Origin of the sequence: Streptomyces sp. NPDC059743, assembly GCF_042732975.1 — a bacterium.
Classification (GTDB): domain Bacteria; phylum Actinomycetota; class Actinomycetes; order Streptomycetales; family Streptomycetaceae; genus Streptomyces.
On record NZ_JBHWGS010000029.1, the window covers coordinates 36,188 to 56,994 of the forward strand.

23 protein-coding genes and 2 pseudogenes are annotated in these 20,807 nt (G+C 68.7%); 12 read left to right on the forward strand and 13 right to left on the reverse strand.

Features of this window, described 5'->3' with window-relative positions; all coding sequences use genetic code 11:
- Positions 1-102 precede the first annotated feature (102 nt).
- Positions 103-1,038 carry a hydroxymethylbilane synthase gene (gene hemC / locus ACFV6H_RS36215; protein WP_384983045.1) on the forward strand — a complete coding sequence of 312 codons (936 nt, stop codon included), beginning with the start codon at positions 103-105 and terminating at the stop codon, positions 1,036-1,038.
- Between the two features lie 76 nt (positions 1,039-1,114).
- Here the strand turns inward: hemC and ACFV6H_RS36220 are convergent, their stop codons facing one another.
- Positions 1,115-3,088: an Ig-like domain repeat protein gene (locus ACFV6H_RS36220; protein WP_385550940.1), complete on the reverse strand. Its 1,974-nt coding sequence runs from the start codon at positions 3,086-3,088 to the stop codon at positions 1,115-1,117.
- A gap of 1,572 nt (positions 3,089-4,660) precedes the next feature.
- Here ACFV6H_RS36220 and ACFV6H_RS36225 point away from each other — a divergent pair.
- The gene (locus tag ACFV6H_RS36225) at positions 4,661-5,194 is read left to right on the forward strand and encodes a hypothetical protein (protein ID WP_385550942.1); all 534 of its coding nucleotides are present in this window, start codon (positions 4,661-4,663) and stop codon (positions 5,192-5,194) included.
- A gap of 81 nt (positions 5,195-5,275) precedes the next feature.
- On the opposite strand, the gene ACFV6H_RS36230 is transcribed toward ACFV6H_RS36225, so the two are convergent.
- Together ACFV6H_RS36230 and ACFV6H_RS36235 are read right to left on the reverse strand one after the other, a co-directional pair.
- Positions 5,276-5,491 (reverse strand): hypothetical protein, encoded by a 216-nt coding sequence (locus ACFV6H_RS36230; protein ID WP_385550944.1) that lies wholly within the window; start codon positions 5,489-5,491, stop codon positions 5,276-5,278.
- A gap of 8 nt (positions 5,492-5,499) precedes the next feature.
- A complete protein-coding gene (locus ACFV6H_RS36235; protein WP_385550946.1) occupies positions 5,500-5,880 on the reverse strand; it encodes an ATP-binding protein in 381 nt (126 codons plus the stop codon).
- 323 nt (positions 5,881-6,203) lie between these two features.
- On the opposite strand from ACFV6H_RS36235, the gene ACFV6H_RS36240 reads away from it, so the two are divergent.
- The 3 genes from ACFV6H_RS36240 (at position 6,204) to ACFV6H_RS36250 (ending at position 7,560) form a co-directional block, all read left to right on the forward strand.
- Positions 6,204-7,055 (forward strand): helix-turn-helix domain-containing protein, encoded by an 852-nt coding sequence (locus ACFV6H_RS36240; RefSeq protein WP_385550948.1) that lies wholly within the window; start codon positions 6,204-6,206, stop codon positions 7,053-7,055.
- Positions 7,056-7,069: 14 nt separating this feature from the next.
- On the forward strand, positions 7,070-7,264 hold the full coding sequence (locus ACFV6H_RS36245) for a DUF397 domain-containing protein (protein ID WP_385550950.1): 195 nt from the start codon (positions 7,070-7,072) through the stop codon (positions 7,262-7,264).
- A gap of 101 nt (positions 7,265-7,365) precedes the next feature.
- A complete protein-coding gene (locus ACFV6H_RS36250) occupies positions 7,366-7,560 on the forward strand; it encodes a DUF397 domain-containing protein (RefSeq protein WP_385550952.1) in 195 nt (64 codons plus the stop codon).
- Positions 7,561-7,579: 19 nt separating this feature from the next.
- On the opposite strand, the pseudogene ACFV6H_RS36255 reads toward ACFV6H_RS36250, so the two are convergent.
- A pseudogene (locus ACFV6H_RS36255) lies at positions 7,580-7,714 on the reverse strand (ISL3 family transposase); the annotation flags it as partial.
- 69 nt (positions 7,715-7,783) lie between these two features.
- Entirely contained in the window at positions 7,784-8,152 is a 369-nt protein-coding gene (locus ACFV6H_RS36260) for a VOC family protein (RefSeq protein WP_384983022.1), read from the reverse strand.
- A 63-nt stretch (positions 8,153-8,215) separates the two neighbouring features.
- On the opposite strand from ACFV6H_RS36260, the gene ACFV6H_RS36265 reads away from it, so the two are divergent.
- Positions 8,216-8,668, forward strand: coding sequence for a MarR family winged helix-turn-helix transcriptional regulator (locus ACFV6H_RS36265; protein ID WP_385550954.1), 453 nt, complete (start codon positions 8,216-8,218; stop codon positions 8,666-8,668).
- Positions 8,669-8,742: 74 nt separating this feature from the next.
- On the opposite strand, the gene ACFV6H_RS36270 is transcribed toward ACFV6H_RS36265, so the two are convergent.
- A complete protein-coding gene (locus ACFV6H_RS36270) occupies positions 8,743-10,278 on the reverse strand; it encodes an esterase (RefSeq protein ID WP_385550956.1) in 1,536 nt (511 codons plus the stop codon).
- Positions 10,279-10,498: 220 nt separating this feature from the next.
- Positions 10,499-11,077, reverse strand: coding sequence for a DUF4328 domain-containing protein (locus ACFV6H_RS36275; RefSeq protein ID WP_385550958.1), 579 nt, complete (start codon positions 11,075-11,077; stop codon positions 10,499-10,501).
- Positions 11,078-11,181: 104 nt separating this feature from the next.
- Between ACFV6H_RS36275 and ACFV6H_RS36280 the strand changes: the two genes are divergently transcribed.
- The 3 genes from ACFV6H_RS36280 to ACFV6H_RS36290 all read left to right on the forward strand — a co-directional run bounded on the left by ACFV6H_RS36280 (position 11,182) and on the right by ACFV6H_RS36290 (position 12,542).
- Positions 11,182-11,406: a hypothetical protein gene (locus ACFV6H_RS36280; protein ID WP_385550960.1), complete on the forward strand. Its 225-nt coding sequence runs from the start codon at positions 11,182-11,184 to the stop codon at positions 11,404-11,406.
- A 161-nt stretch (positions 11,407-11,567) separates the two neighbouring features.
- The gene (locus tag ACFV6H_RS36285) at positions 11,568-11,969 is read left to right on the forward strand and encodes a hypothetical protein (RefSeq protein WP_385550962.1); all 402 of its coding nucleotides are present in this window, start codon (positions 11,568-11,570) and stop codon (positions 11,967-11,969) included.
- 54 nt (positions 11,970-12,023) lie between these two features.
- A complete protein-coding gene (locus ACFV6H_RS36290; protein WP_385550964.1) occupies positions 12,024-12,542 on the forward strand; it encodes a hypothetical protein in 519 nt (172 codons plus the stop codon).
- A 39-nt stretch (positions 12,543-12,581) separates the two neighbouring features.
- On the opposite strand, the gene ACFV6H_RS36295 is transcribed toward ACFV6H_RS36290, so the two are convergent.
- The 6 genes from ACFV6H_RS36295 to ACFV6H_RS36320 all read right to left on the reverse strand — a co-directional run bounded on the left by ACFV6H_RS36295 (position 12,582) and on the right by ACFV6H_RS36320 (position 18,348).
- The gene (locus ACFV6H_RS36295) at positions 12,582-14,003 is read right to left on the reverse strand and encodes a sensor histidine kinase (RefSeq protein ID WP_385550966.1); all 1,422 of its coding nucleotides are present in this window, start codon (positions 14,001-14,003) and stop codon (positions 12,582-12,584) included.
- Positions 14,000-14,812: a response regulator transcription factor gene (locus tag ACFV6H_RS36300; protein WP_385550968.1), complete on the reverse strand. Its 813-nt coding sequence runs from the start codon at positions 14,810-14,812 to the stop codon at positions 14,000-14,002. Before ACFV6H_RS36300 ends, ACFV6H_RS36295 begins: the two co-directional genes overlap by 4 nt.
- Before the next feature lie 86 nt (positions 14,813-14,898).
- A complete protein-coding gene (locus ACFV6H_RS36305; protein ID WP_385550970.1) occupies positions 14,899-15,216 on the reverse strand; it encodes a hypothetical protein in 318 nt (105 codons plus the stop codon).
- 26 nt (positions 15,217-15,242) lie between these two features.
- On the reverse strand, positions 15,243-16,286 hold the full coding sequence (locus ACFV6H_RS36310; RefSeq protein ID WP_385550972.1) for a S1C family serine protease: 1,044 nt from the start codon (positions 16,284-16,286) through the stop codon (positions 15,243-15,245).
- 124 nt (positions 16,287-16,410) lie between these two features.
- The gene (locus tag ACFV6H_RS36315) at positions 16,411-17,433 is read right to left on the reverse strand and encodes a LacI family DNA-binding transcriptional regulator (RefSeq protein WP_093594895.1); all 1,023 of its coding nucleotides are present in this window, start codon (positions 17,431-17,433) and stop codon (positions 16,411-16,413) included.
- Positions 17,434-17,457: 24 nt separating this feature from the next.
- Positions 17,458-18,348, reverse strand: coding sequence for a response regulator transcription factor (locus tag ACFV6H_RS36320; RefSeq protein ID WP_385550974.1), 891 nt, complete (start codon positions 18,346-18,348; stop codon positions 17,458-17,460).
- Positions 18,349-18,837: 489 nt separating this feature from the next.
- Here ACFV6H_RS36320 and ACFV6H_RS36325 point away from each other — a divergent pair.
- From ACFV6H_RS36325 to ACFV6H_RS36335, 3 genes and pseudogenes are all read left to right on the forward strand, one after another.
- Positions 18,838-18,972: pseudogene (locus ACFV6H_RS36325) on the forward strand (alpha/beta hydrolase); the annotation flags it as partial.
- A 125-nt stretch (positions 18,973-19,097) separates the two neighbouring features.
- On the forward strand, positions 19,098-19,352 hold the full coding sequence (locus ACFV6H_RS36330) for a MoaD/ThiS family protein (protein ID WP_093594889.1): 255 nt from the start codon (positions 19,098-19,100) through the stop codon (positions 19,350-19,352).
- Positions 19,353-19,362: 10 nt separating this feature from the next.
- The gene (locus tag ACFV6H_RS36335) at positions 19,363-20,685 is read left to right on the forward strand and encodes a hypothetical protein (protein ID WP_385550977.1); all 1,323 of its coding nucleotides are present in this window, start codon (positions 19,363-19,365) and stop codon (positions 20,683-20,685) included.
- The last annotated feature ends 122 nt before the right edge of the window (positions 20,686-20,807 follow it).

Genomic DNA, 20,807 nt, shown 5'->3' on the forward strand with positions numbered 1-20,807 from the left:
CGCCTGAGGCGTCGACGTACGGTTTCGTCGGCCCGCGCCGCCTCTCCGGCGGCCGGGCGGGCGGGCCGCGTGGGCGCGGGCACGACGGTCTATCGTGGGCGCATGTCCGTGCCTGAGCTGATCCGTATCGTCTCCCGCGACTCGCCCATGGCCCTCGCCCAGGTGGCGCGCGTCCGCACCGAGCTGGCCGCGCTCCACCCGGGGATCGCGACCGAGGTCATCCCGGTGAAGACCACCGGCGACAAGTGGATGGGCGACCTGAGCAAGGTCGAGGGCAAGGGCGCCTTCACCAAAGAGGTCGACGCCGCGCTGCTGTCCGGCGAGGCGGACCTCGCCGTCCACTGCGTCAAGGACATTCCCGCGGACCGCCCGCTGCCCGCGGGCACGACCTTCGCCGCCTTCCTCAAGCGCGACGACATCCGCGACGCCCTTGTCCACCCGGGCGGTCTCACTCTCGGCGAACTCCCGGACGGCACCAGGATCGGCACCTCCTCGGTGCGCCGTGTCGCCCAGCTCGCCGCCTCGCATCCGCATCTGGAGTGCGTCCCGTTCCGCGGCAACGCCAACCGCCGGCTGGAGAAGCTCGCCGCGGGCGAGGCGGACGCCATCCTCCTGGCCGTCTCGGGCCTCGAACGCATCGGCCGCGCGGATGTGATCAGCGAGATCCTCTCGCCCGAGACGATGTGCCCGCCGATCGGCGCGGGCGTCCTCGCTCTCCAGTGCCGCGAGGACGACACCGTCCTGATAGACACCGTCAGCGGCCTCGGGGATCCCGGCACCTACCGTGAGACGACGGCGGAACGGATGTTCCTCCATGTCCTCCAGGGCCACTGCAACTCACCGATCGCCGGATACGCCCAGGCCCAGCGCAACGGTGACCTCTCGCTGCGCGCCTGTGTTTTCACGCCCGACGGCAAGACCGTACTCAACGCCCACGAGTGGGCGGGCCCGCTCGATCCGGCGACTCTGGGCACGTCCGTGGCCGTCTCGCTGCTGCGGCAGGGAGCGCGCGAACTGATCGACAGCATCGCGCACTAGGTCCTACGGCCGGTGCCCGTAACGCCCGTGAGGCCGGGTCCCGTATGCGGGACCCGGCCTCACGGCATCGAAGGGCTTACTTCGTGAAGTACATGTACTTCCACGCACCGTGCGTGGTCGAGTTCACGGTGTCGCCCGAGGACGCGTTGATGTACGAGGAGCGCATACGGGCGCGGATCCCGGCCTCGCCGGGCGCTCCGAGCTGGACCGCCGACTTCCCGTTGGTGGCCAGGGCGAAGTACTCGGAGCCCGAGTCGTACCACGTGCCCTGGTAGTAGACCTGGAGCTGGAAGCGCTGCGCACGGCCCTTGTAGTACGTCATCGACGTCGTCAGGAGCGGATCGGTGTTCTTGTGGAACCAGTAGTACGACGTGGAGCCGATCTTGCCCGTCTTGTAGTGCCTGGAGACGGCTGTGGAGACCTTCACCTTGGCGAACGCGCTCGACTTCACCGTCTTGGGACCTGAGCGCGTGTCGCCCGCGTAGACGGCGGTGACCGAGGTGTCCCGGGTCATGTCCACGGTGGCGGACAGATTGCCCTTGGAGTTGACCTTGCCCCTCTTCAGCAGCTTCTTGGGCTTGTCGCTGCCGGCCGGGTCGGCCCAGATCTCGACGACGCGGTTCGAGAACGTCTTGCCGAGGTGGGCGGTGAAGGAGACATCGGCGCCGTAGGAGTAGACGGCGCCGTTGTGGTTGAGCGAGAGGGCGGTGGCCGTACGCGAGACGGCGACCGTGTCCTTGCCCGACGCGGGCGCGTGCGTGGCGTCGCCCGCGTACTGCGCGGTGTAGACGACACTGCCGCCGGCCGGCGGTGCGTCGGTGAAGGAGAACGTGCCGGCGGAAGTGACCGTCTTCGTACCGAGCGACCGGCCCTTGGGCGAGGCGATGTCGGTGCGGACGACGGTGACCTTCGTGCCCGCCGGGAACGCCTTGGCGGAGGCCAGCTTGCCGGTGACGGTGATCTTCTTGGCGCGCGTGGCCTTCGAGGGCGCGGCGACGCTCACCGCCGACGGATAGCGGGCGGCGTTCTCCAGGACGCGCAGATAGTGCTTGCTGTACCCGGAGGCGATGGCGAACAGCCTGCTGCTGTCCGGGGCCCAGGCCAGCCCCTGGGTGGCGATGGTGTCGCCGCCGGTCGCGGTCTGGGCGTATGTGTAGGTGCGGTACGGCTTGGTCGTACCGGGCTTGTAGACGTAGATGTCCTTGTCGTACCAGGAGTACGTGGACACGGCGACCGTGCCGTCCGGAGCGATCGCGGCGGAGGTGGGGTTGCCGGCCTCGGTGGGATAGCCGCCGGTACGGGTGAGGTCCTCGGCGTTGATCGCGGTGGCCGCGTACGGGGACTCGCCCGACGCGGCGACGATCTTCTTGCCGTCGGCGCTCAGCGCGAAGTCGTTCATACCGCTCGTGGCCTCGGGCGGCATTCCCTCCTTGCTCAGGACCGGGACGCCGGTGGACACGTCGTACACGGCCAGGCCCGACCAGGTGCTGTGGGTGCCGAACACCAGGGTGTTCCCGGTGGACTCCATCTCGGGCGCGTCGTGCCACGGCCGGTCGGGGAGCTGGTCGAGAACGACCTCGGGGGTGCTCGCGGCCGGATCGAACGAGCCCAGGTGGTGCGAGGGCTCCTGCCCGTACGCGAACCACACCCGGCCGCCGGCCACGGCGAGAGTCTGCGGATCGGTGTTCTCGCCGATCGCGTACCGGGTCGCCTCGGTCGCGGTGGCGGTCGCGATGGCCACGACGCTGTCGTCGCCCGGGACGGCCGCGTAGACGGTGGTGGAGTCGGGAGTGATCGCCAGATCCCGTACACCGGGGAGACCGGTGACGGTCGTCACGAGCTTGCCCGCGTAGTCGGTGACGACGACCTTGTTGCCGCTCGGGTCGCTGATGTAGACCCGCTTGTGGACACCGTCCACGGCGAGATCGCCGTACGAGTTGATCGGCAGGGCCGTGGCGGAGTCGGCGGTGGCCGAGCCCGCGGTGCCGACGGCGAGCGCCGACGAGCTGATGAGGACCGCGAGCGCGGTCGACAGGGTGCGCGTACGCACGTTGATTCGTACCCCCACAAAGAGACCCGGTGGATGGGCCGGGTGCTGAGCCGGGCCGCGCGGCTTCCGAACACCGTTGATGAGAAACGCCGATGAGGAGATGAGGAGCTGAGAACGGTACGCGGGGCGCGGCCACTACTGTGCGCAGCGTATGCCACGGCTGTGACAGTGGGGCAAGTGAATTGTTGGGGCGGTGGGGCGGTGGGATGGGGGCGGGTGCGGGTCGGTGCGCGGGGTGCGCGGGAGTGGAGTGGGGCTTCTGGGCTCGGTTTAGCGGCGAACGGCCGGTGGGTGGCTGGGGTTCAGGACCGCTGTGAGGGTGGGGCCGTTGTCTGCGGGTCACGACCGAGAGGTAGTCGTGGTGGGCCGGTTGGTTTGGTGTGGCGTGGGGGCCGCCCCTCTGTTTTTGATTGTGGCGGGGTCGTGCCGGGCGTCAAGGGCGCTCCTTCGTCGCGTCGGCTGCGCCGATTGCGCTGCGCTCCACCCTTGACACCCGTCCCGTCCCCGCTGAAGGAAGGTGGGAGGGGCGGCCCGGGGGAGGGGTCCCCGGGGGCTCAGTGGGAGGTCCCTGTTTCTTCCCGGCCTGCGGGCCGGTGGGTGGTCTGCGCACCAGTGGAATGGGGCGGTGGCGCGTCGGCTCAGCGTCTGGCCACCGTCCGTTTGCTGAGGTTCAAGACCGCTGCTGGGGTGTGTGGGTGGTGGAGTGGGTGGGGCTGTTCGGAAGGACAGTGGGCCTGTGCGGGCCGTCGATACGTCCTGAGGACGGCTTATCGCTACTGAGGACACAAGACCGCCCGCTGGGACCCTCAACGGGCGGCCAAACAGGGGCATATGGGGCATCGATTGAAGTCCGCCATGCACTCATCCCGACCTGAGGGCCGTCCGACGGTCTCTTGTGTCCTGCGGACGTGAGGAGTGGACGGACACCGGCCTGTCGCTCCACCGGCCCCTGGCCAGGCGGATGGAATGGCCTGATGCCCGGGGTGCCATGCGGTCACGGATCTCAGACACGGGACTGAACCTCGGCAAGCAGCGGACGGTTTGTCGCTGAGCCGGTGCCGGGCCGCCCCATTCCACTGCTGCGCACTCCACCCGCCGGGCCGCAGGCCGGAAAGAGACCGGCACCCATATCTGAGCTCCCCGGGGACCCCTCCCCCGGGCCGCCCCTCCCACCTGCACTTCAGCGGGATCGTGCCGGGTGTCAAGGGTGGGCGCAGCCCATCGCGCAGCGACGCGACGAAGGAGCGCCCTTGACGCCCGGCACGACCCCGCCACAATCAAAACCAGAGGGGCGGCCCCCACGTCACACCAAACCACCCGGCCCACCCCAACTACCTCTTGGGTTTGACCCGCACCCGAAAACCCCACCCTCACAGCGGTCCTGAACCCCAGCCACTCACCGGCCGTTCGCCGCTGAGCCAAGCCCAGAAGCCCCATTCCACTCCTGCGCACCCTGTCCCAGCCGTCGGTCAAAGTTCCGGTTGGATCAGACGGTTTCCAGTTTGTCGGCATGATCGTTCTCCCGGCGGCCACCGCGTTCGCGGTCGGTGACTCCCACAGGAGGGGAACGACATGAGGAAAGCGCACGCCATGTTCCGGGCCGTCGTCAGTACGGCGGTGCTTGCTTTGGCTGCTCTGGCAATCCCGGGCGCAGGTCCGGCGGCGGCGGCCCCGCAGCATCCGGAGCCGGGCAACTACTGCACGCCGAAGGAGGAGTTCTACGGTTCCGGTGGATACATCTTCACTGACGCATGGGTGTGTCTGAAGGTCTACGACACGGGTCTCGTGCAGGCGTGGCTGGAGACGGACCGGAACACCTACTACTGGGGAGCCAGTTGGTGGAACAGCACGCCCGGCTACCCGTCCTCGGTCCGGGCCACCGGGACAGTGAGCAAGCAGGGAGAGAAGGTATTCGACTACGAAGCGTCGGCTCAGCAGGAGTCTCGGGCTGCACAGCACTTTGGTGGTTCAGGTGAGCTGAACGAGTGCGGCGCCTACACCGTCACGTTCAACTACTACCAGGTCGGCGCATACCACGGCAGCGACCGCGCGATCGACGCTGCTGAGCGTACGTACCAAGTCCAGGTCAACTGCGCTGCCAACTAACGGCATCCGCAGGGCAGAAACGTTCCCGACGCGGCCGTCGCCTCCAAGAGGCCACGGCCGCCCGGCTTGGAGAAACTGCCCTTACTGCCACGGCCGTCTGTCGACGGGAGGCCGGACCGTAACGCGTATGGGATCGCGGTAGCAGTGGCAGGTGTATGTGAAGCCCTTCTCGCCGTCGGCCGGTACGGGCGGATCGGCCTCGTTCGAGGCCGCCATCGACGCGTAGAGCACGCCCACCGCCATGATGGTCGCACTGACGACGATGGACACGACTGCCCACAGAACAGGATCGGTCACGGGCTCCACTACGTGCCCGCCGCGCCCTCGGCCAGCGTGAACCAGACGGTCTTCGCCACGGGCGAGCGGCCTCCGTACACCGTCGAACCCCACTGCGCGGCGAGGTTCTCCACGAGGAGCAAGCCACGGCCGTGTTCCTGCTGGGTGTCGCTGTTGCCCGGTACGGGCAGGGCGTACGGCTTGTCGTCCTTGACGTACACCGTCACCTCTCGCTGACGAACCGTCACATCGACCTGGATCTGCCATGAGTCGGTGTGGCGGTGGGAGTTGGTGACGACTTCGGTCACGCAGAGGCGGGCGTCGTCGGCGAGGGCGGGATGGTCGGTGATACGGAGTAACGACCCGACGAAGTCCCGCGCGATCCTCGGCGCACACGCCGAATTCGGCACAACCAGCCGGTAACAGTTGCCTCTTGGCCCGTCCGGAGTTGGTTGAGGTGGAGGAACCGGTGCACTCACAGAGGTCATGTCTCGTCTCCCAACGCGGTGTGTACCCGCGATGCCCGCCATGCGTGGCAATAGCCGCCGAAGCCTGAGCACGCCTCAAGGCACGCCCGTGCGGCTGCACTTCGGTCTTACTGACGTGCGACGCGGTGCTATGACGACAGTACCCTCTGCTCATCACTAGTGGTACCCGCTTCGATATTGTGGGTGACGAAGTGGATTGTGGTTTGGGTACGGGCCACACTGAGACCTGACAAGAGGAGAGGTCGATGGCGCCGAGGAAGGCACTCACCGCGCGACAGCGCCGACTGGGTTCCGAGCTACGCAAGATCCGGGAGCACACCGGCCTCTCGATTGCCCAGGCGGCGGCCCTGCTCGGCGCGGACCGGACCACCATCAGCAACACCGAGTCGGGACGGTTCGGTGTCAGCCCCGCGCGGGTACGGGCATGGGCCAGCCACTACAAGTGCCCTGACGTGGCGTACATCGATGCCTTGGCCGACATGGCTGGGGAGCGCATAAACGGCTGGTGGGAGGACTATCGCGGCGACTTGTCCAGTGCCGCACTCGATCTCGCCGAGCTGGAGCACCATGCCGTCGGCATCCGATCGGTGGAGATCATGCACTTCCCGGGCCTGCTCCAGACCGAGGACTATGCACGCGCGGTGTTCGCGGAGACTGTGCCGCCGCCGAACCCCGCGTACCTACGGCGCTTGCTGTCGCACCGGCTGAAGCGACGCGACGTTCTCGACCGAACGGACCCACCCGCTTGTACGTTCCTGATTCACGAGGCCGCACTCCGGATGACGTACGGAGGGACCAAGGTGACGAAGGGTCAACTTGACCACCTGCTCAAGGAGTCGGAACGCGACAACGTCACCGTGCGCGTGATCCCGTTCGCGGCGGGCGGTTTCCCGCACGCGAGCAGTTCGGCACACTACGTGTACGGCCCCGTTCCGCAGCTCGACACCGTACAGACGGATCCCACGACTGGATCGGCTTTCCTGGATGCCGAAACGGGTCTTGAGAACTGGCGAGTCGCGCTGGACCGGACCGAGGAGAAGTCGCTCGACCCGGAGAGCTCGCGGGGCTTCATCCGCGAGATCGCACAACAAGTCTGAAGGCGTGAGAATTTATGGAAATCCAGTGGCGCAAGTCCTCAAAGTCCTCGAACGCCGACGGTAGCAACTGCCTCGAACTAGCCGACCACAACGGCGAGATCCTCATGCGTGAGAGCGATAACCCGGACGTCATCATCCGCACCACCCGTACCAAGCTCCGCGCTTTCCTCGGTGGCGCCAAGGAAGGCGAGTTCGACGACCTGGCCTGAACAGCCGGTGTCACTCCCCCTTCGGGCGGTCCCCATCGGCGCAGGCGGGGGCCGCCCGTTTCGTTCCCGAGTTGTCACAACAGCAGAAGGGTTTGAAAACGATGGATGTTCAGTGGCGCAGGTCCTCAAAATCGGCGGACGCCGACGGTGACAACTGCCTCGAACTAGCCGAGTACGACGGCGAGATCCTCATGCGTGAGAGCGACAACCCGGACGTCGTCATCCGCACCACCCGTGCCAAGCTCCGCGCCTTCCTTGGCGGCGCCAAGGAAGGCGAGTTCGACGACCTGGCCTGAACGGCCGGCATCGCTTCCGGGTTTTGAGCACCTGCTTGGATCGGCCTTCGACCATGTTCAGCAGTCTCGACGGTCCGGTGCCGTCGCGGACCGGGGTGAGGTCGATGATGCCGGTGACGAACGTGTCCCCGCGGCGGGTGTGGCGCCACGCGTGCGTCGCGCACGAGCCCAGGGCGCAACCGCGGTCTTCGGGGATCGTGATCGTCCGGTGGCGTTCGGCCGGTCAGGCGCGGTCGTGGAGAGTGACCTGGTAGCCGTCGGGGTCGGCGAAGGTGAATGTCCGGCCGAAGGGGCCGTCGATCGGTGCGGAGACGATGGTGTGACCGTCGGCGGCGAGAGCATCGTGGATGGCCTGGACGTCTGTGGCGTGGAGCCAGATCGCGGCACCGATGCCGGGCTGGGCAACGGACGCGAGATCGGTGCCGGGAACGATGTCGCGGAGTGCGAACGTGATCGGCTTCGTCTCGAAGACGACGGCGTGCGGAGGTCCGGCCTGCGAGCGGACGAGGCCGAGGTACTGCTCGTAGAACGCCTGCGAAGCGTCGAGGTCGCGCGCTTGGAGCGAGATGAAGTCGGGGCCGGTGGCGGGCATGGTGATGCTCCTTCTTTTCGTGTCAGCTTTCTGACACAGGTCAATGTATGTCAGACTTCTGACATGAATCAAGACGGTGTCGACCTGGAGACGTCGCTGGGCTACCTGCTGAAAGAGGCGTCGAGCGTCCTGCGCTCAGCCATGGAGGAGGTGCTGCGGCCGCTCGGGATGAGCGTGACGCACTACTCCTGCCTCGAACTGCTGGCTCAACGGCCGGGCTTGTCGAACTCCGAGCTCGCGCGGGGCGCGTTCGTGACACGGCAGTCGATGAACGTGCTGCTCCAGGCCCTGGAACGAGAGGGCTACGTGACCAGGCCCGCGGAGGCACCCGTTGGGAAGGTTCTTCCCACGCGGCTCACGCCTCGCGGCCGACGGAGCCTGGAGAAGGCGACCGTAGCGGTCCGGTCCGTCGAGGTCAGAATGCTGGCCGGCATGACCGAGACCGAGCAGTCAGACGCGTTCCGGATCCTGCGGAGCATGATCCATTCCCTGCGCGACGGCAACGACGGTGCATAGCGGAAGGCGAGTTCGCCGACCTGGTCTGAGGTCCCCCTGCCCCTGCGCCCAGTGCCCCCGTCCCGGAGTCGCCCCTACGGGGCGAGGGTCTCCCCGAAGCGGGCGTCGGGGGAAGGCGCGCTGAGCGTGGCGCCGTTGAAGGACCATGATCCCTTGGCGGTGGGGCCGTTGCTCGTGCCGGGGAAGACCCAGGCGGCGCCGTCGTTGGTGTTTTTGCCGGGCGCGGAGGCGATCAGTTCGGCCTTGCCGTCCTGGTTGGCGTCGATGAGCCGGAGGGCGCCGCCGAACCGGTCGTGGTTCTCGTTGTCACCGGGGACGGACGGCGTGCTCTGGCTGAAGCTGGACAGGTCTCTCGGGGTGAGCCCACGGGCGGTACCACGCATCACCCACACGGTGCCCGGGTCGGTGAGGTTCTTGATGTCGTTGGCCGGGGCGCTGATCGCGGCGTCGGCGTAGCCGTCGCCGTTGACGTCGCCCACGGTGACGGCACCGCCGAAGCGGTCACCGGTCTTGTCGTCGCCGGAGGCGCCGATGGTGGTCTGGCTCCAGTGCTGGTCGGCGTCCAGACCTTTCGGGCCGCTGGGCCCGCCGAAGAAGACGTCGACGGTGCCTCCGTCGAGCAGCCACTCGTTGAGGTCGTCGCTGTCGGCGGGGGAGCCGAAGACGAGGTCGGTGTAGCCGTCGTTGTTGATGTCACCGGAGGCGCCGACCGGGCCGCCGCGGAGTCCGTGGCTGTACGTCAGCCCGTTGCGGCCACCGGGAAAGTAACTGGCCGCTCCGACGGTCTCGACGGGATTGAGCGATTCGTAGGTGGTGATGGTGCCGAGCAGGACCAGGTCGTCGGCGCCGCTGTTGTTGTAGTCGCCCGAGGTGAGGCCGGTGGGTGTGAATTCCTCCCACCACTTCCAGGCCATCGGGGCGCCCTCCGAGGTGTGCCCGCCGTCGGCCGTGGCCTCGAAGCCGTATGTCCACAGGGCTTTCTTGGACAAGAGCGCAAGCTCGACGCCGGAGCCCGTGAACCGGCCGGTGGCCAGTCCCGTCCCGAAACGGCCGCCGGCCGTCGGAGCGGTGTCCTGGAGCCAGAGAGGGCTGGTGGCCCGCAGCCCGTTCGCGGAGCCCCACAGCACGACCGCGGCCCCCGCGTCGGTGGCGGTGCCGATGTCTCTGCCGGGCATGCCGATGACGAGATCGGCGTAGCCGTTGCCGTCCAGGTCGCCGGAGGCGGTGGTCTGTCCGAAGCCGTCGCCGGGCTGGGCGAGACCCGGTATGCCGGGGGTGCTCATGCTGAACGTCGCCCGACGGGAGGTGGAGAGGCCGCTCGCGGAGCCGTACAGCACGGCGACGTAGCCGGCGCCCTTCTGGGCGCTGACGGTGCCGCCGGGAGCGGAGACGACGAGGTCGGGATATCCGTCGCCGTTGAAGTCGTCGTGGGCCGCCTCCAGGGCCGTGGGGGCGGCGACGGCGGGAGAGGCCGTCGCGGTGATCGTGGCGCCGATCGTCAGCATCACGGTCGCCACGGCCGTACCGGACATCCGGCTCGTTCGGCTTCCGGTGCTTCTGGCGGTCCCGGTGCTTCTGGCGGTTCCGGTGGTGGAACGCGTGCTGCGCATGTCGTGGCTCCTGGGATCTCGGCATGGTGAGGCCGGGCATGGAGTCGCGGGAGGCACTGCGAGGGCCCGTTCCCCGCCGTCGTGATGTTGGACCACGGACCGGACAGAAGGGTTGTGCCAGGTGAGGGAACTGGTCTGCGGAGGGAGGCGTGACCGGTTCTCCGGGCACGCCGCCATCAGCTCTGCCGGGCCGGCGCTCCGGACTCGTTGTCTTGTGTGCTCATGCCGCCTGGGCCGGTGTTTGGGCTGTGGTGAAGCGTTGGATGATCACGATGACGAGTACCGCGGCGATCAGATACAGGGCCTGGGCGGTGATCGACAGAGGGAGCGAGGTGGTGGTGGCCGAGGTGGCCATCAGGGCTGTGGCCGTGTGGCCGATCCATGTTGCCCACCAGGCGTTGATGAGGGTGACGGTGTTGTCCGGGGCGGAGTTGTGGGTGAGAGCCCGGTGGATGTCTAGGGCGATGCGGCGCGGGCGCCAGAACATCAGGATCGGGGTGAACCAGGCGCCTACGGCCCAGCCTGGTGAGTAGGCGAAGGAGCCGGGCGACAGGAGCTCGGCGTTGTGGCGGCATCGCCGGAACCAGAGCACGAAAACGATGATCGCCACGAGCCCGAGGGTTGAGGAGACTTGCATGTAGCGGCCGTAGAGCTCCCCGCGCTCCCCTTGCTCGGCGTCGGTGAAGAGCGTCGGACGCAGAGGATCGAGCAGTGCGAAGAGCGCGACGAAGATCTGTGCGGCCCGTGCCAGGCTGCGGGAATCGCGAGGTGCCGTAGCGACTGACGTGGGTATGGACACGAGCGGTGACGGTACCTCAGCGGTGGCCGGAAAGTGGCGCCCCTGAGCTCCGCTGTGAACGGCCGGTATGAACCGTAGGACCGTACGGAAGGAACGCACGCACCATGACGGACAAGACACGCTGGTTGCCCCTGGCTCGTTCGCTCCTCATGTGGTGGGTGGTCGTCACCCTCATCCTGTGGCTTCTGGGCAAGGCACTCGGCCAGTCCGCAGGCCTCGCGGCCTGCGCCGCGTCCGCCGTCCTGCTGGTCGCGATCGGGGAAACCGGCGACTGGCTGCGTCGCCGCTGGACCGCGTACCGCCTCAGGACTCCGTCTGAAAGGCCGTAGTTATCTGAAAGGCCGTAGTCACTACACGGTCGTATTCAGTACCTCCAAGGTTCTCTCAAGGTTTACTCAAAGCCCGCCCGGCACAGTGGTGACCGGTCAAGGGCACCCTGCCCTCACCGCCCGAATCCGGGCTCACACACCGTGCTTGGGGGCCGCACACCATGAGGATCCGTACACGTCGTCTTACCGCAGGCCTGTTCTCGGCCGCGCTCGTCGGGAGCGCGCTCGCCATCGCTCCGACCGCTCAGGCCCAGGCGCCCGTGGCGGCGGCGTCCTGCTACGACTTCGCAAATCCCTACACCAAGGCCGCCGGAGACGTCGACCTTCCGGCCGGCCGCCTCTTCTCCACCTCGACCGCCTGCGCGGACATCAACATCAAGCCCAACACCAACCGCTACATCAAGGTCTGCTTCGAGACCCAGGGCCGGCTGGACTGCCAGGCGAACTACACCCTCGCCTACGCGGGCCAGTGGAACACGATCGCGACGAACGTCCGGGACGGCGCCCTGTTCGTGTTCTCCTTCCGCTCCGACGCCCGCTCCACCGGCAGCTGGGCCGCCTGACCTACCGCTACGAGACGAGACACGAGTAGTACGAGACGAGAGAGAGGCTCCTTCATGAAGAGCAAGAAGAGCAAGCAGAGCAAGTCGAGCAAGCAGAGCTCCGGGCGCAACTGGGTGAGAAGCACGCTGCTCACGGCCGCCGTCGCGCTGGTCACTCCGATCGCGGTGGCCACCTCCGCCCAGGCGGCGGACTACGAGTACGACTGGGGCACGCTCACCACACAGGAGGGCTGCGGGGACGTCATCCGTCTGGGCGTCGGCCCCGACAGCGGATGGGGATGCTTCGAGCGCTACGGCGACCGGTTCCTGGTGTACGCGGGCGACACCGTCGACGGAACGCCTCGCGTCTACTGGACCAACCAGCTCAAGGACAGCTCCGGCGCCTGGAAGACCTACCGCGAGGGCGTCTGCTACGGCGAGTACTACCGGGGCTCGACGGTCGTCTGCAACAAGGACTTCTACGAGAACAGCACCTCGCCCAACAAGCTGGGCGGCCAAGGGAGCCGCATCACGTTCCGGTACTACGATGCCGCCGGTTCGACGGCCAACTTCACCGTCCTCAACAACCAGTAGCGCACCAGCAGCGGTTTCTCCAACCGGGTCCCCACGCCCTCACGGAGTCTCCGGCGGCGGCGTGGGCGCGCCCGGGATGCGGATGGCCGCTACCGTGCCGCCGCCCGCCGCGTGGCGGAGGGCCACCTCGCCGCCCGTCTGGTGGATCGTACGGGCGACGATCGACAGGCCGAGGCCCGAGCCGGGAAGGGCGCGGGCGGACGGCGAGCGCCAGAAGCGTTCGAAGACGTACGGGAGTTCGTCGGCCGGGATGCCCGGACCGTGGTCGCGTACGGTCAGTTCGCCGCCTTCGCTCAGGGCGACCTCCACCGAGCCGCCCGGCGGGCTGAACTTCACCGCGTTGTCGAGGACGTTCACCAGCGCGCGTTCGAGCGCGGCCGGTTCGGCCCGTACGTACCAGGAGCGCAGATCCGCGGTGATGGTCAGCTCCGGGCCGCGCAGCCGGGCCCGTTCCAGCGCGCTCTCCACGATGTCGTGGAGCGCGACGACCTGGAGAGGGCCGGGATCGGTCGCGTCCGGGCGCGAGAGCTCCTGGAGGTCGCCGATGAGGGAGGCCAGCTCGGTCATCTGCGCCTTGACGGAGGCCATCAGCGCCATGCGGTCGTCGGGCGGGATCGCGCGGCCGGTCTCCTCGCTGCGGGCGAGCAGTTCGACGTTCGTACGGAGCGAGGTCAGCGGGGTCCGCAGTTCGTGCCCGGCGTCGGCGATGAGCTGGGACTGCCGGTCACGGGAGGACGCGAGGGCGGCGGTCATCGAGTTGAAGGAACGGGAGAGCCGGGCGATCTCGTCCTCGCCCTCGACCGGGATACGGACGGTCAGGTCCTCCGTACGGGCCACATGCTCGACCGCGCGAGTCAGCCCGTCGACCGGCCGCAGGCCCGCCCTGGCGACCCAGAGGCCTGCCGCGCCCGCGCCGACGACACCGATGCCGGCGACGGCGGTGAGCAGCAGGGCGAGCCGGTTCAGGGCGGAGTTGATCTCGGTGAGAGGGCGCGCCACGGAGACGGCGATCGGAGCGCTGATCGCGTTGCCGGAGCGTAGGCGCTGTGTGAAGACACGGACCTCGGTGCCGCTGTCGGTGGTGCTGTCGTGCAGGGAGGTGTGCTCGGTGCCGTCGGCGACCGCGAGATCCTGCGGTTGCACCTTCACCGCCTGCGAGTCCGGGGCCACGCACCGCGTGCCGTCGGCCAGGACCACCTGGATATAGGCGAAGCCGGATGATCCGCTCGTGGTCTCGGGCGGGAGGCCGCTGTTGCAGTTGTTCAGCGCGTTCTGCACGGTGCTGGGCGGCGCGGAGGTGTTCTCCAGGGAGGTGTCCAGCTCGCTCGGCAACTGCGTACGGGTGAGCAGCCAGCAGGTCACGGCCACCGCGGCGACGGCGACGGCGACGGCCGTGGCGACCAGCAGCGCGAGCCGGGAGCGCAGCGGCAGTGACTGGAACCGGCGGACCAGAGCCCTCACTCCGCGCCACCGCTTCCGCCGCCGGCCGACGAGCTGCCGGGCGCCGTGGTGGCTCCCGTACCGCTTCCCGCACCGCCCGTTCCGCCGCCCGTACTGTCCGCACGCAGCGCGTATCCCACACCACGCACCGTATGCACCAGCCTCGGTTCGCCGCCGCTCTCCGTCTTGCGGCGCAGATACATCACGTACACGTCCAGCGAGTTGGAACTCGGCTCGAAGTCGAAGCCCCAGACGGCCTTCAGGATCTGCTCGCGGGTGAGCACCTGCCGCGGGTGCGCCAGGAACATCTCCATCAGCGTGAATTCGGTACGCGTCAGCTCCACCCGCCGACTGCCGCGCGTGACCTCGCGGGTGGTCAGGTCCATCCGCAGATCGGCGAAGGCGAGCACGTCGTTGCCGGGCAGCTCGCCGGTCGTCGTCGCGTACGAGCTGCGGCGCAGCAGGGCGCGGATACGGGCGAACAGCTCGTCCAGCTCGAAAGGCTTGACCAGATAGTCGTCGGCGCCCGCGTCCAGTCCCGTGACGCGGTCGCCGACCGTGTCGCGGGCGGTCAGCATCAGGATCGGCACCTTCGAGCCGCCGGCCCGGAGCCGACGGGCGGCGGTCAGGCCGTCCATACGAGGCATCTGGATGTCGAGGACGATCAGGTCCGGTGCGTACGCGGTGGCCTTGGCGAGGGCGTCGACACCGTCGACGGCGACCTCGGTCCCGTACCCGTCGAACGCGAGGCTCCGCTGGAGGGCCTCGCGTACGGCGGGTTCGTCGTCGACGATCAGGATTCTCTGGGGATCGCCTTCGGCGGGACTCATATCGCTTCTACCTCGTCGGTCTCGTCGGTCTCGTCGGTCTCGTCGGTCGGGCCGGTCTTGCCGTCTTGTCGGCTCTGCCGCTCCTATCAGCGTCGCACGGCCGCGGTGCGCCTACGTGCCGCCCGCCTCTTACGGTCGCGGTCACCGCGTTCCCTGCGGTCACCCCGTTCGCCGCGAGCCGAGCCGTGCGCCGCACCACGAGTGGCGTCCGCCTGCCCGGCCGCTTCCTCACGGCGTGCGGAGGCCTGGACAAGATCATGGACGAGGGCGAGCGGAAGGGCCAGATCGGCCGGTCCGACGGCCAGGGCGCGGGTGACGTTGTGCTGAGTGTTCTGAGTGTTGTGCGTGCTTCGGGTCTTCTCGGTGTCGGTGTTCTCGGTGTCGGTGTTCTCCGTGGTTGGCATGGTGGCTCCTGTTCCGGTGGAACCGATCAGTTCGTTCCTCCGTCGCGCAGCGCGGCGAGGTCCGACTTGACCGTATTGATCGGGATGGCGAAGCCCAGGCCCACGCTCCCGGCGCCCGAACTGCCGTCGACCGAGGACGAACTCGGTGCGTACATCGCCGAGTTGATGCCGATGATCTCGCCGTTCATATTGATCAGCGCGCCACCGGAGTTGCCCGGGTTGAGCGAGGCGTCGGTCTGGAGCGCCTTGTACGTGGTCTTCGAGGACCCGGTGTCGCCGTTGAACTGCTGGCCGCCGAACTCGAACGGCCAGTTCCCGCCGCCCCACTGCTGTCCCTGCCCTTGGCCCTGATCCTGGCCCTGGTCCTTGGCGACGGTGACATCGCGGTTGAGCGCCGAGATGATGCCGCTGGTGACCGTGCCGGTCAGGCCCTCGGGCGAGCCGATCGCCACGACCTCGTCGCCCACCCGTACCTGGTCGGAGTTGCCGAGCGCGGCCGTCTTGAGGCCGCTCGCGCCGTCCAGCTTGATGAGCGCGAGGTCCTTGTCGGCGTCGGTGCCCACGACCTGGGCGTTGTACGTCTTGCCGTCGCTGAGCTGGACCTTCACCGTCGAGGCGCCGGAGATGACATGGTTGTTGGTGATGATCTCGCCATCGGATGTGATGATCACGCCGGAGCCGGTGGACTGCCCGGAGTTCGAGCTGGCGGTGATCTCCACGATCGTGGGCGACACGGCCTGGGCGACACCGGCGACCGTGCCCTTGCTGCTCTGCGAGACGGTGGTCCCGCTCACGATCGTCTCACCGCTGCTCGTACCGCCGCCGGAGTACCGTCCGACCAGGGTCGCCGTGCCGCCGCCGATGATCGCGGCGGCGATCGCCACGGCCGCGAGGACCGCGACCGGCGCCTTGGCCCGGCCCCGGTGGTGGGCGGGCGGTGCGGTGGGACCGTACGCGGGCGGTGGCGGATACGCCGGGCCCTGGACCCCCGCGGAAGACCCTGAGGACCCTACGGAGGGCTGCTGCTGCGTGCTGTCTGCGTCGCCGCTGCTGCGGTAGTAGTCGGTCATGGAATCGACTGTCGGCGCGCGAGATGAGAAGCGGCTGAGGACGTCCTGAGAAGCCCAACAAAACCGTGTATGCCCCATATAAACAGGGTGGGCAGCGGTTGAACAGGCGCCCGAACGGGCGTCCCTAGTCGCAGCCGCAGGAACGCCGCACGATCAGCGCCGACGGGAACTGCTTCACCCGTTCCCGCCGCGACCCGGCCACCCGCAGCCCGTCGTCCAGCACCAGATCCACCGCCGCCCGCGCCATCGCCGGCCGGTCCGAGGAGACCGTCGTCAGCGGCGGATCGGTGAGCGCCGCTTCCTTCACATCGTCGAAGCCCGCCACCGCCAGCTCGCCCGGGACATCGAGCCGCAGCTCGCGCGCGGCCCGCAGCACACCGATGGCCTGGTCGTCCGTGGCGCAGAAGATCGCCGGAGGTCTCTCCGGGCCGGAGAGCAGCTCCAGCGCGACCACATAGGCGTCGTAACGGTTGTACGGAGCCTTGAAGAGGCGTCCCTCCACCGACCGGCCGGACTCCAGCATCGCCCGCCGCCAGCCCTCGACGTGGTCGGTCACCGGGTCGCCGACGACCGGTGTGGACTCGACGCCGCCGAGACACGCCACGTACTCGTAGCCGTGCTCCAGCAGATGGCGGGTGGCGAGCTGGGCGCCGCCGATGTCGTCCGTGACGACCGCCACGTCGTCAATGCCCTCGGGCCGCTCGTGCAGCAGCACCACCCGCGCGTCCCAGGCCTCGATCTCGGCGGCGGCGCGCTCGCTCGGGCCCTGGCTGACCAGGATCAGCCCGGACACCCGCATCCCGAGGAAGGCCCGCAGATAGTGGACCTCACGCTCGTCGCGGTAGTCGGAATTGCCGACCAGCACCATCTTCCCGCGCTCGGCCGCGGCCTGTTCCACCGCGTGCGCCATCTCCGCGAAGAAGGGCTGCCGGGCGTCCGGCACGACCATCCCTATCAAGTCGGTCCGCCGCGAGGCCATGGCCTGGGCGACCCGGTCGGGGCGGTAGCCCAGCTCTTGGATCGCGGCGACCACCCGCTCGCGCGTGGCCGGGGCGACCGGCCGGGGTCCGTTGTTGATGACGTAGCTGACGACCGCGGTCGACGTCCCCGCCAGTCTTGCCACATCGTCCCGCGTCACCTTGGCCACGCGCGGCAGTCTACGCGGGGTGACCTACCGCTTGGCAGGCCGTACGGCAGGTTCCTGCACCGGCGCCTGCTCGGTGGCCGAAACCGTACGCTCACGCTCCTCCGCGTTCTCGTGCCGCGGCTCGGCGCGAGAGTCGTGGTGAAGGCCGTTACGGAGGTCGCCACGAGTGGGGTCGCGCGGCTCGTCACGGGAGGATTCGGGAGCTGTCGCCCTCGCCTTGGCCTCCTCGGCGGCCCGCTCGACCTTCTCCGGTGTGACGAAGCGGTAGCCCACGTTCCGTACGGTCCCGATCAGGGACTCGTGCTCCGGGCCGAGCTTGGCGCGCAGTCGCCGTACATGTACGTCGACCGTGCGCGTACCGCCGAAGTAGTCGTAGCCCCAGACCTCCTGGAGGAGCTGGGCGCGGGTGAAGACGCGGCCGGGGTGCTGCGCGAGGTACTTGAGCAGCTCGAACTCCTTGAAGGTCAGGTCCAGGACCCGGCCCTTGAGCTTCGCGCTGTACGTGGCCTCGTCCACCGACAGATCGCCGTTGCGGATCTCCATCGGCGAGTCGTCCGACGAGATCTGCTGGCGGCCCATCGCGAGCCTCAGCCGCGCCTCGACCTCGGCCGGACCCGCCGTGTCGAGCAGTACATCGTCAATTCCCCAGTCCGCCGTGACGGCGGCGAGCCCGCCCTCGGTCACGACGAGGATCAGCGGGCAGCCGGGTCCGGTGGAGCGCAGAAGCTGGCAGAGCGACCTGACCTGCGGAAGGTCGCGCCGGCCGTCGATCAGGATGACGTCGGCACCAGGAGTGTCGACAAGCGCGGGCCCTTCGGCCGGAGCGACCCGCACATTGTGAAGCAGGAGCCCGAGTGCCGGCAGCACCTCCGTCGAGGGCTGGAGCGCGTTGGTCAGGAGCAGCAGAGAGCTCATCGCCGCTCACCTGCCCAGGTCGGTCCGGTGGTCGGAGCGGCGGCCGGTGCGGTCGTCGGCCCGGCCGCCGGCCCTGCGGCTGGTCCGGCCGGCTCGGTCGGACTGTGGTCGTACGTTGTTTGCTTGCCCATTACGTCGGTTCCTCCTCGGTCCCTGCGAGGACGTATGCGGCACTGCTCGGTAGTGCCGTAGCGCGGTGCTCGCGCACCGCACTGCTCAGTACTACCGCTTGGTACTGCCCGGTACCGCTGTGTCATCTGTCTGTAACAACGGACCGGAAACACAAAAGGACCCGGGGGCTACGTTGCCCGGATCCTCTTCGCAGCAGAATAACCCACATGTGTACCGCGTGATCTGGTCAATCCCGCAGATCATCTGATTCATCTACTGCGGCCGGCACCCGGCGCGCGGTGCTCAGGACCGTGGACGGGGTCTCCATCGAGTCGGTGTACGAGCCGTGTACGGCGGGTTTCGCCCGGGAATTGGCGGGTGGCGGCGGGATTCTCGACGGGCGGTTCCGTGGTGCTGAGACATGCCGCGTTGCACAGGGGGCGCACGGATGCGCGGACCGACGCGGTTGTCTCCGTAAGCGCTCCCGCGCGCTGGTACTACCGAGGGACGGCGATGGGGCGCGCATATGGCGGCGTAGTGGTCCCGTAGTGGCCCGGTTGCCGTCCGGTTGCGGAGGCCCGGACCCGGAACTGCCTTGGGCGTCGGCCATCATGGAGGCCGACGAAAGGAGTGCCGCTATGGCAGCGGGCACGATCCGCTACTGGGCCGCGGCCAAGGCCGCCGCCGGAGTCGCCGAGGAATCGTATACGGCCGACAACCTGGCCGACGCGCTCGACGCCGTGCGGTCGAGGCACCCCGGCGAGCTGACGCGTGTACTCCAGAGGTGTTCGTTCCTCGTCGACGGTGACCCCGTGGGGACGCGGGGCCATGAGACCGTACGGCTTGCCGAGGGCGGCACGGTCGAGGTGCTCCCGCCGTTCGCAGGAGGGTGAACCGCAGAATATGAGCAACGATCAGCAGTATCCGTACGGTCAGGGGAACGGTGGCCAGGGCCACGTCCAGTACGACCAGTACGGCAACCCGCTACAGCCTCAGCAGTCCCAGCAATCTCAGCAGCAGCCCGCGTACCAGGAGCCTCAACAGGACGCGGGCGCCGCGCAGACCTGGGAGGGCCAGACCTGGGACACGCAGTACCAGCCGCGCCTCCAGTGGCAGCAGTCCCAGTACGGGCAGTACGGGCAACAGGACCAGCAGCCTCAGCCGTACCAGCCGTATCAGCAGCCGCACCAGGCCGCCGCCGAGACCGCTTATCTGCCGGTGCAAGGTGCGCAGGGCACGCAAGGTGCGCAGAGCGTGCCGGGCGCGCAGGGCGCCTATCCGCTGCCGCCGGAGGTACCGATGTCAGGCCCGACGCCCGGCGCGGCGCCCGGTCCGGCTTCGTACGCGTTCCAGAACGCGCCTCAGGGACCCGCGCCGACCGGTCCTGCGTCTGGTCCCGCGTCCGGCCCCACCCACGAACCGGCCGCCGTCGACGGCTACAGCGCGCCCACCACCATGGGCAACGCCCGGATCACCGACGCCCAGCGCGCCCGCGCCGAGGGCCGGTCGCCGATCATCCCGCCGGGCATGCAGCCGGCCGGGCTGACCGCCGTACTCGGCCTGCTGCTGGCCGGAGGCGCGGCGATCGGACCGTACGCGCTGCTCGTCCCGCTGGTGCTGCTCCAGGCGGTCACCGCGGCGGGCTGGTTCCGGCTGAACGGCATGTGGCCGGCCAGACAGGGCATCGCGCTCGCCTTCCTCGGCGGGCTCACCGCCGATGTCGCGCTGCTCGCCGTGGACGACGAGTACGCCGTGTCCGCGATCATCGGCACGCTCGGTGTGTGGGTGCTGCTCACGGTCGTGCTGCAACTGCGCAGCCGCGCGGGCGCCGACGAGCGGATGGAGGGCCTGATGGCCACCATCGCCTCGGCCGCGCTCACCATCATCGCCACCGGACATCTCGCGGCTCTGCCGGACGCCGTGGTCGTGGGCGGAGTGGCGGTCGCCGTGGCGACCGTGGCGCGCGCGCTGCCACTGCCCGGGATCGCGTCCGTGGTGGTGGCCCTGCTGGTCGCGACGGTCGCCGGGCTCGTGGTCGGCGGAATGACGGACCTGGGCGGCGCGGGCGCGCTGCTGGGACTCGGGGCCGGGATCTGCGCGCTGGTCGGACTGCGGGCCGCGAGCTATGACTATCCGTCCCGTTTCGTCCATATGACGGCCGGAGTCGCCCTGCCGCTGACGGCTGCCGCACCGGCCGTCTATCTGCTGGGCCGCGTGCTGGGCTGACCGCCCGCGCCCGCGCATCAGCCCGGCGCCCGCGCATCAGGGCCGATATCCGGGAACCGTTACGCTCACACGGTCGTCAGGCAAGAGGCAAGCCAGAGCGATCGAAACCGATCAAAGATGAT

What these genes read in the sequence shown, in the direction of transcription:
- ACFV6H_RS36280 (WP_385550960.1), top strand. Translation starts at nt 11,182, where the DNA reads ATGACGGACAAGACACGCTGGTTGCCCCTGGCTCGTTCGCTCCTCATG.
- ACFV6H_RS36250 (WP_385550952.1), top strand. Translation starts at nt 7,366, where the DNA reads ATGGATGTTCAGTGGCGCAGGTCCTCAAAATCGGCGGACGCCGACGGT.
- ACFV6H_RS36305 (WP_385550970.1), bottom strand. Translation starts at nt 15,216, where the DNA reads ATGCCAACCACGGAGAACACCGACACCGAGAACACCGACACCGAGAAG.
- ACFV6H_RS36225 (WP_385550942.1), top strand. Translation starts at nt 4,661, where the DNA reads ATGAGGAAAGCGCACGCCATGTTCCGGGCCGTCGTCAGTACGGCGGTG.
- hemC (WP_384983045.1), top strand. Translation starts at nt 103, where the DNA reads ATGTCCGTGCCTGAGCTGATCCGTATCGTCTCCCGCGACTCGCCCATG.
- ACFV6H_RS36240 (WP_385550948.1), top strand. Translation starts at nt 6,204, where the DNA reads ATGGCGCCGAGGAAGGCACTCACCGCGCGACAGCGCCGACTGGGTTCC.
- ACFV6H_RS36310 (WP_385550972.1), bottom strand. Translation starts at nt 16,286, where the DNA reads ATGACCGACTACTACCGCAGCAGCGGCGACGCAGACAGCACGCAGCAG.
- ACFV6H_RS36320 (WP_385550974.1), bottom strand. Translation starts at nt 18,348, where the DNA reads ATGAGCTCTCTGCTGCTCCTGACCAACGCGCTCCAGCCCTCGACGGAG.
- ACFV6H_RS36260 (WP_384983022.1), bottom strand. Translation starts at nt 8,152, where the DNA reads ATGCCCGCCACCGGCCCCGACTTCATCTCGCTCCAAGCGCGCGACCTC.
- ACFV6H_RS36265 (WP_385550954.1), top strand. Translation starts at nt 8,216, where the DNA reads ATGAATCAAGACGGTGTCGACCTGGAGACGTCGCTGGGCTACCTGCTG.
- ACFV6H_RS36245 (WP_385550950.1), top strand. Translation starts at nt 7,070, where the DNA reads ATGGAAATCCAGTGGCGCAAGTCCTCAAAGTCCTCGAACGCCGACGGT.
- ACFV6H_RS36300 (WP_385550968.1), bottom strand. Translation starts at nt 14,812, where the DNA reads ATGAGTCCCGCCGAAGGCGATCCCCAGAGAATCCTGATCGTCGACGAC.
- ACFV6H_RS36330 (WP_093594889.1), top strand. Translation starts at nt 19,098, where the DNA reads ATGGCAGCGGGCACGATCCGCTACTGGGCCGCGGCCAAGGCCGCCGCC.
- ACFV6H_RS36290 (WP_385550964.1), top strand. Translation starts at nt 12,024, where the DNA reads ATGAAGAGCAAGAAGAGCAAGCAGAGCAAGTCGAGCAAGCAGAGCTCC.
- ACFV6H_RS36270 (WP_385550956.1), bottom strand. Translation starts at nt 10,278, where the DNA reads ATGCGCAGCACGCGTTCCACCACCGGAACCGCCAGAAGCACCGGGACC.
- ACFV6H_RS36285 (WP_385550962.1), top strand. Translation starts at nt 11,568, where the DNA reads ATGAGGATCCGTACACGTCGTCTTACCGCAGGCCTGTTCTCGGCCGCG.
- ACFV6H_RS36335 (WP_385550977.1), top strand. Translation starts at nt 19,363, where the DNA reads ATGAGCAACGATCAGCAGTATCCGTACGGTCAGGGGAACGGTGGCCAG.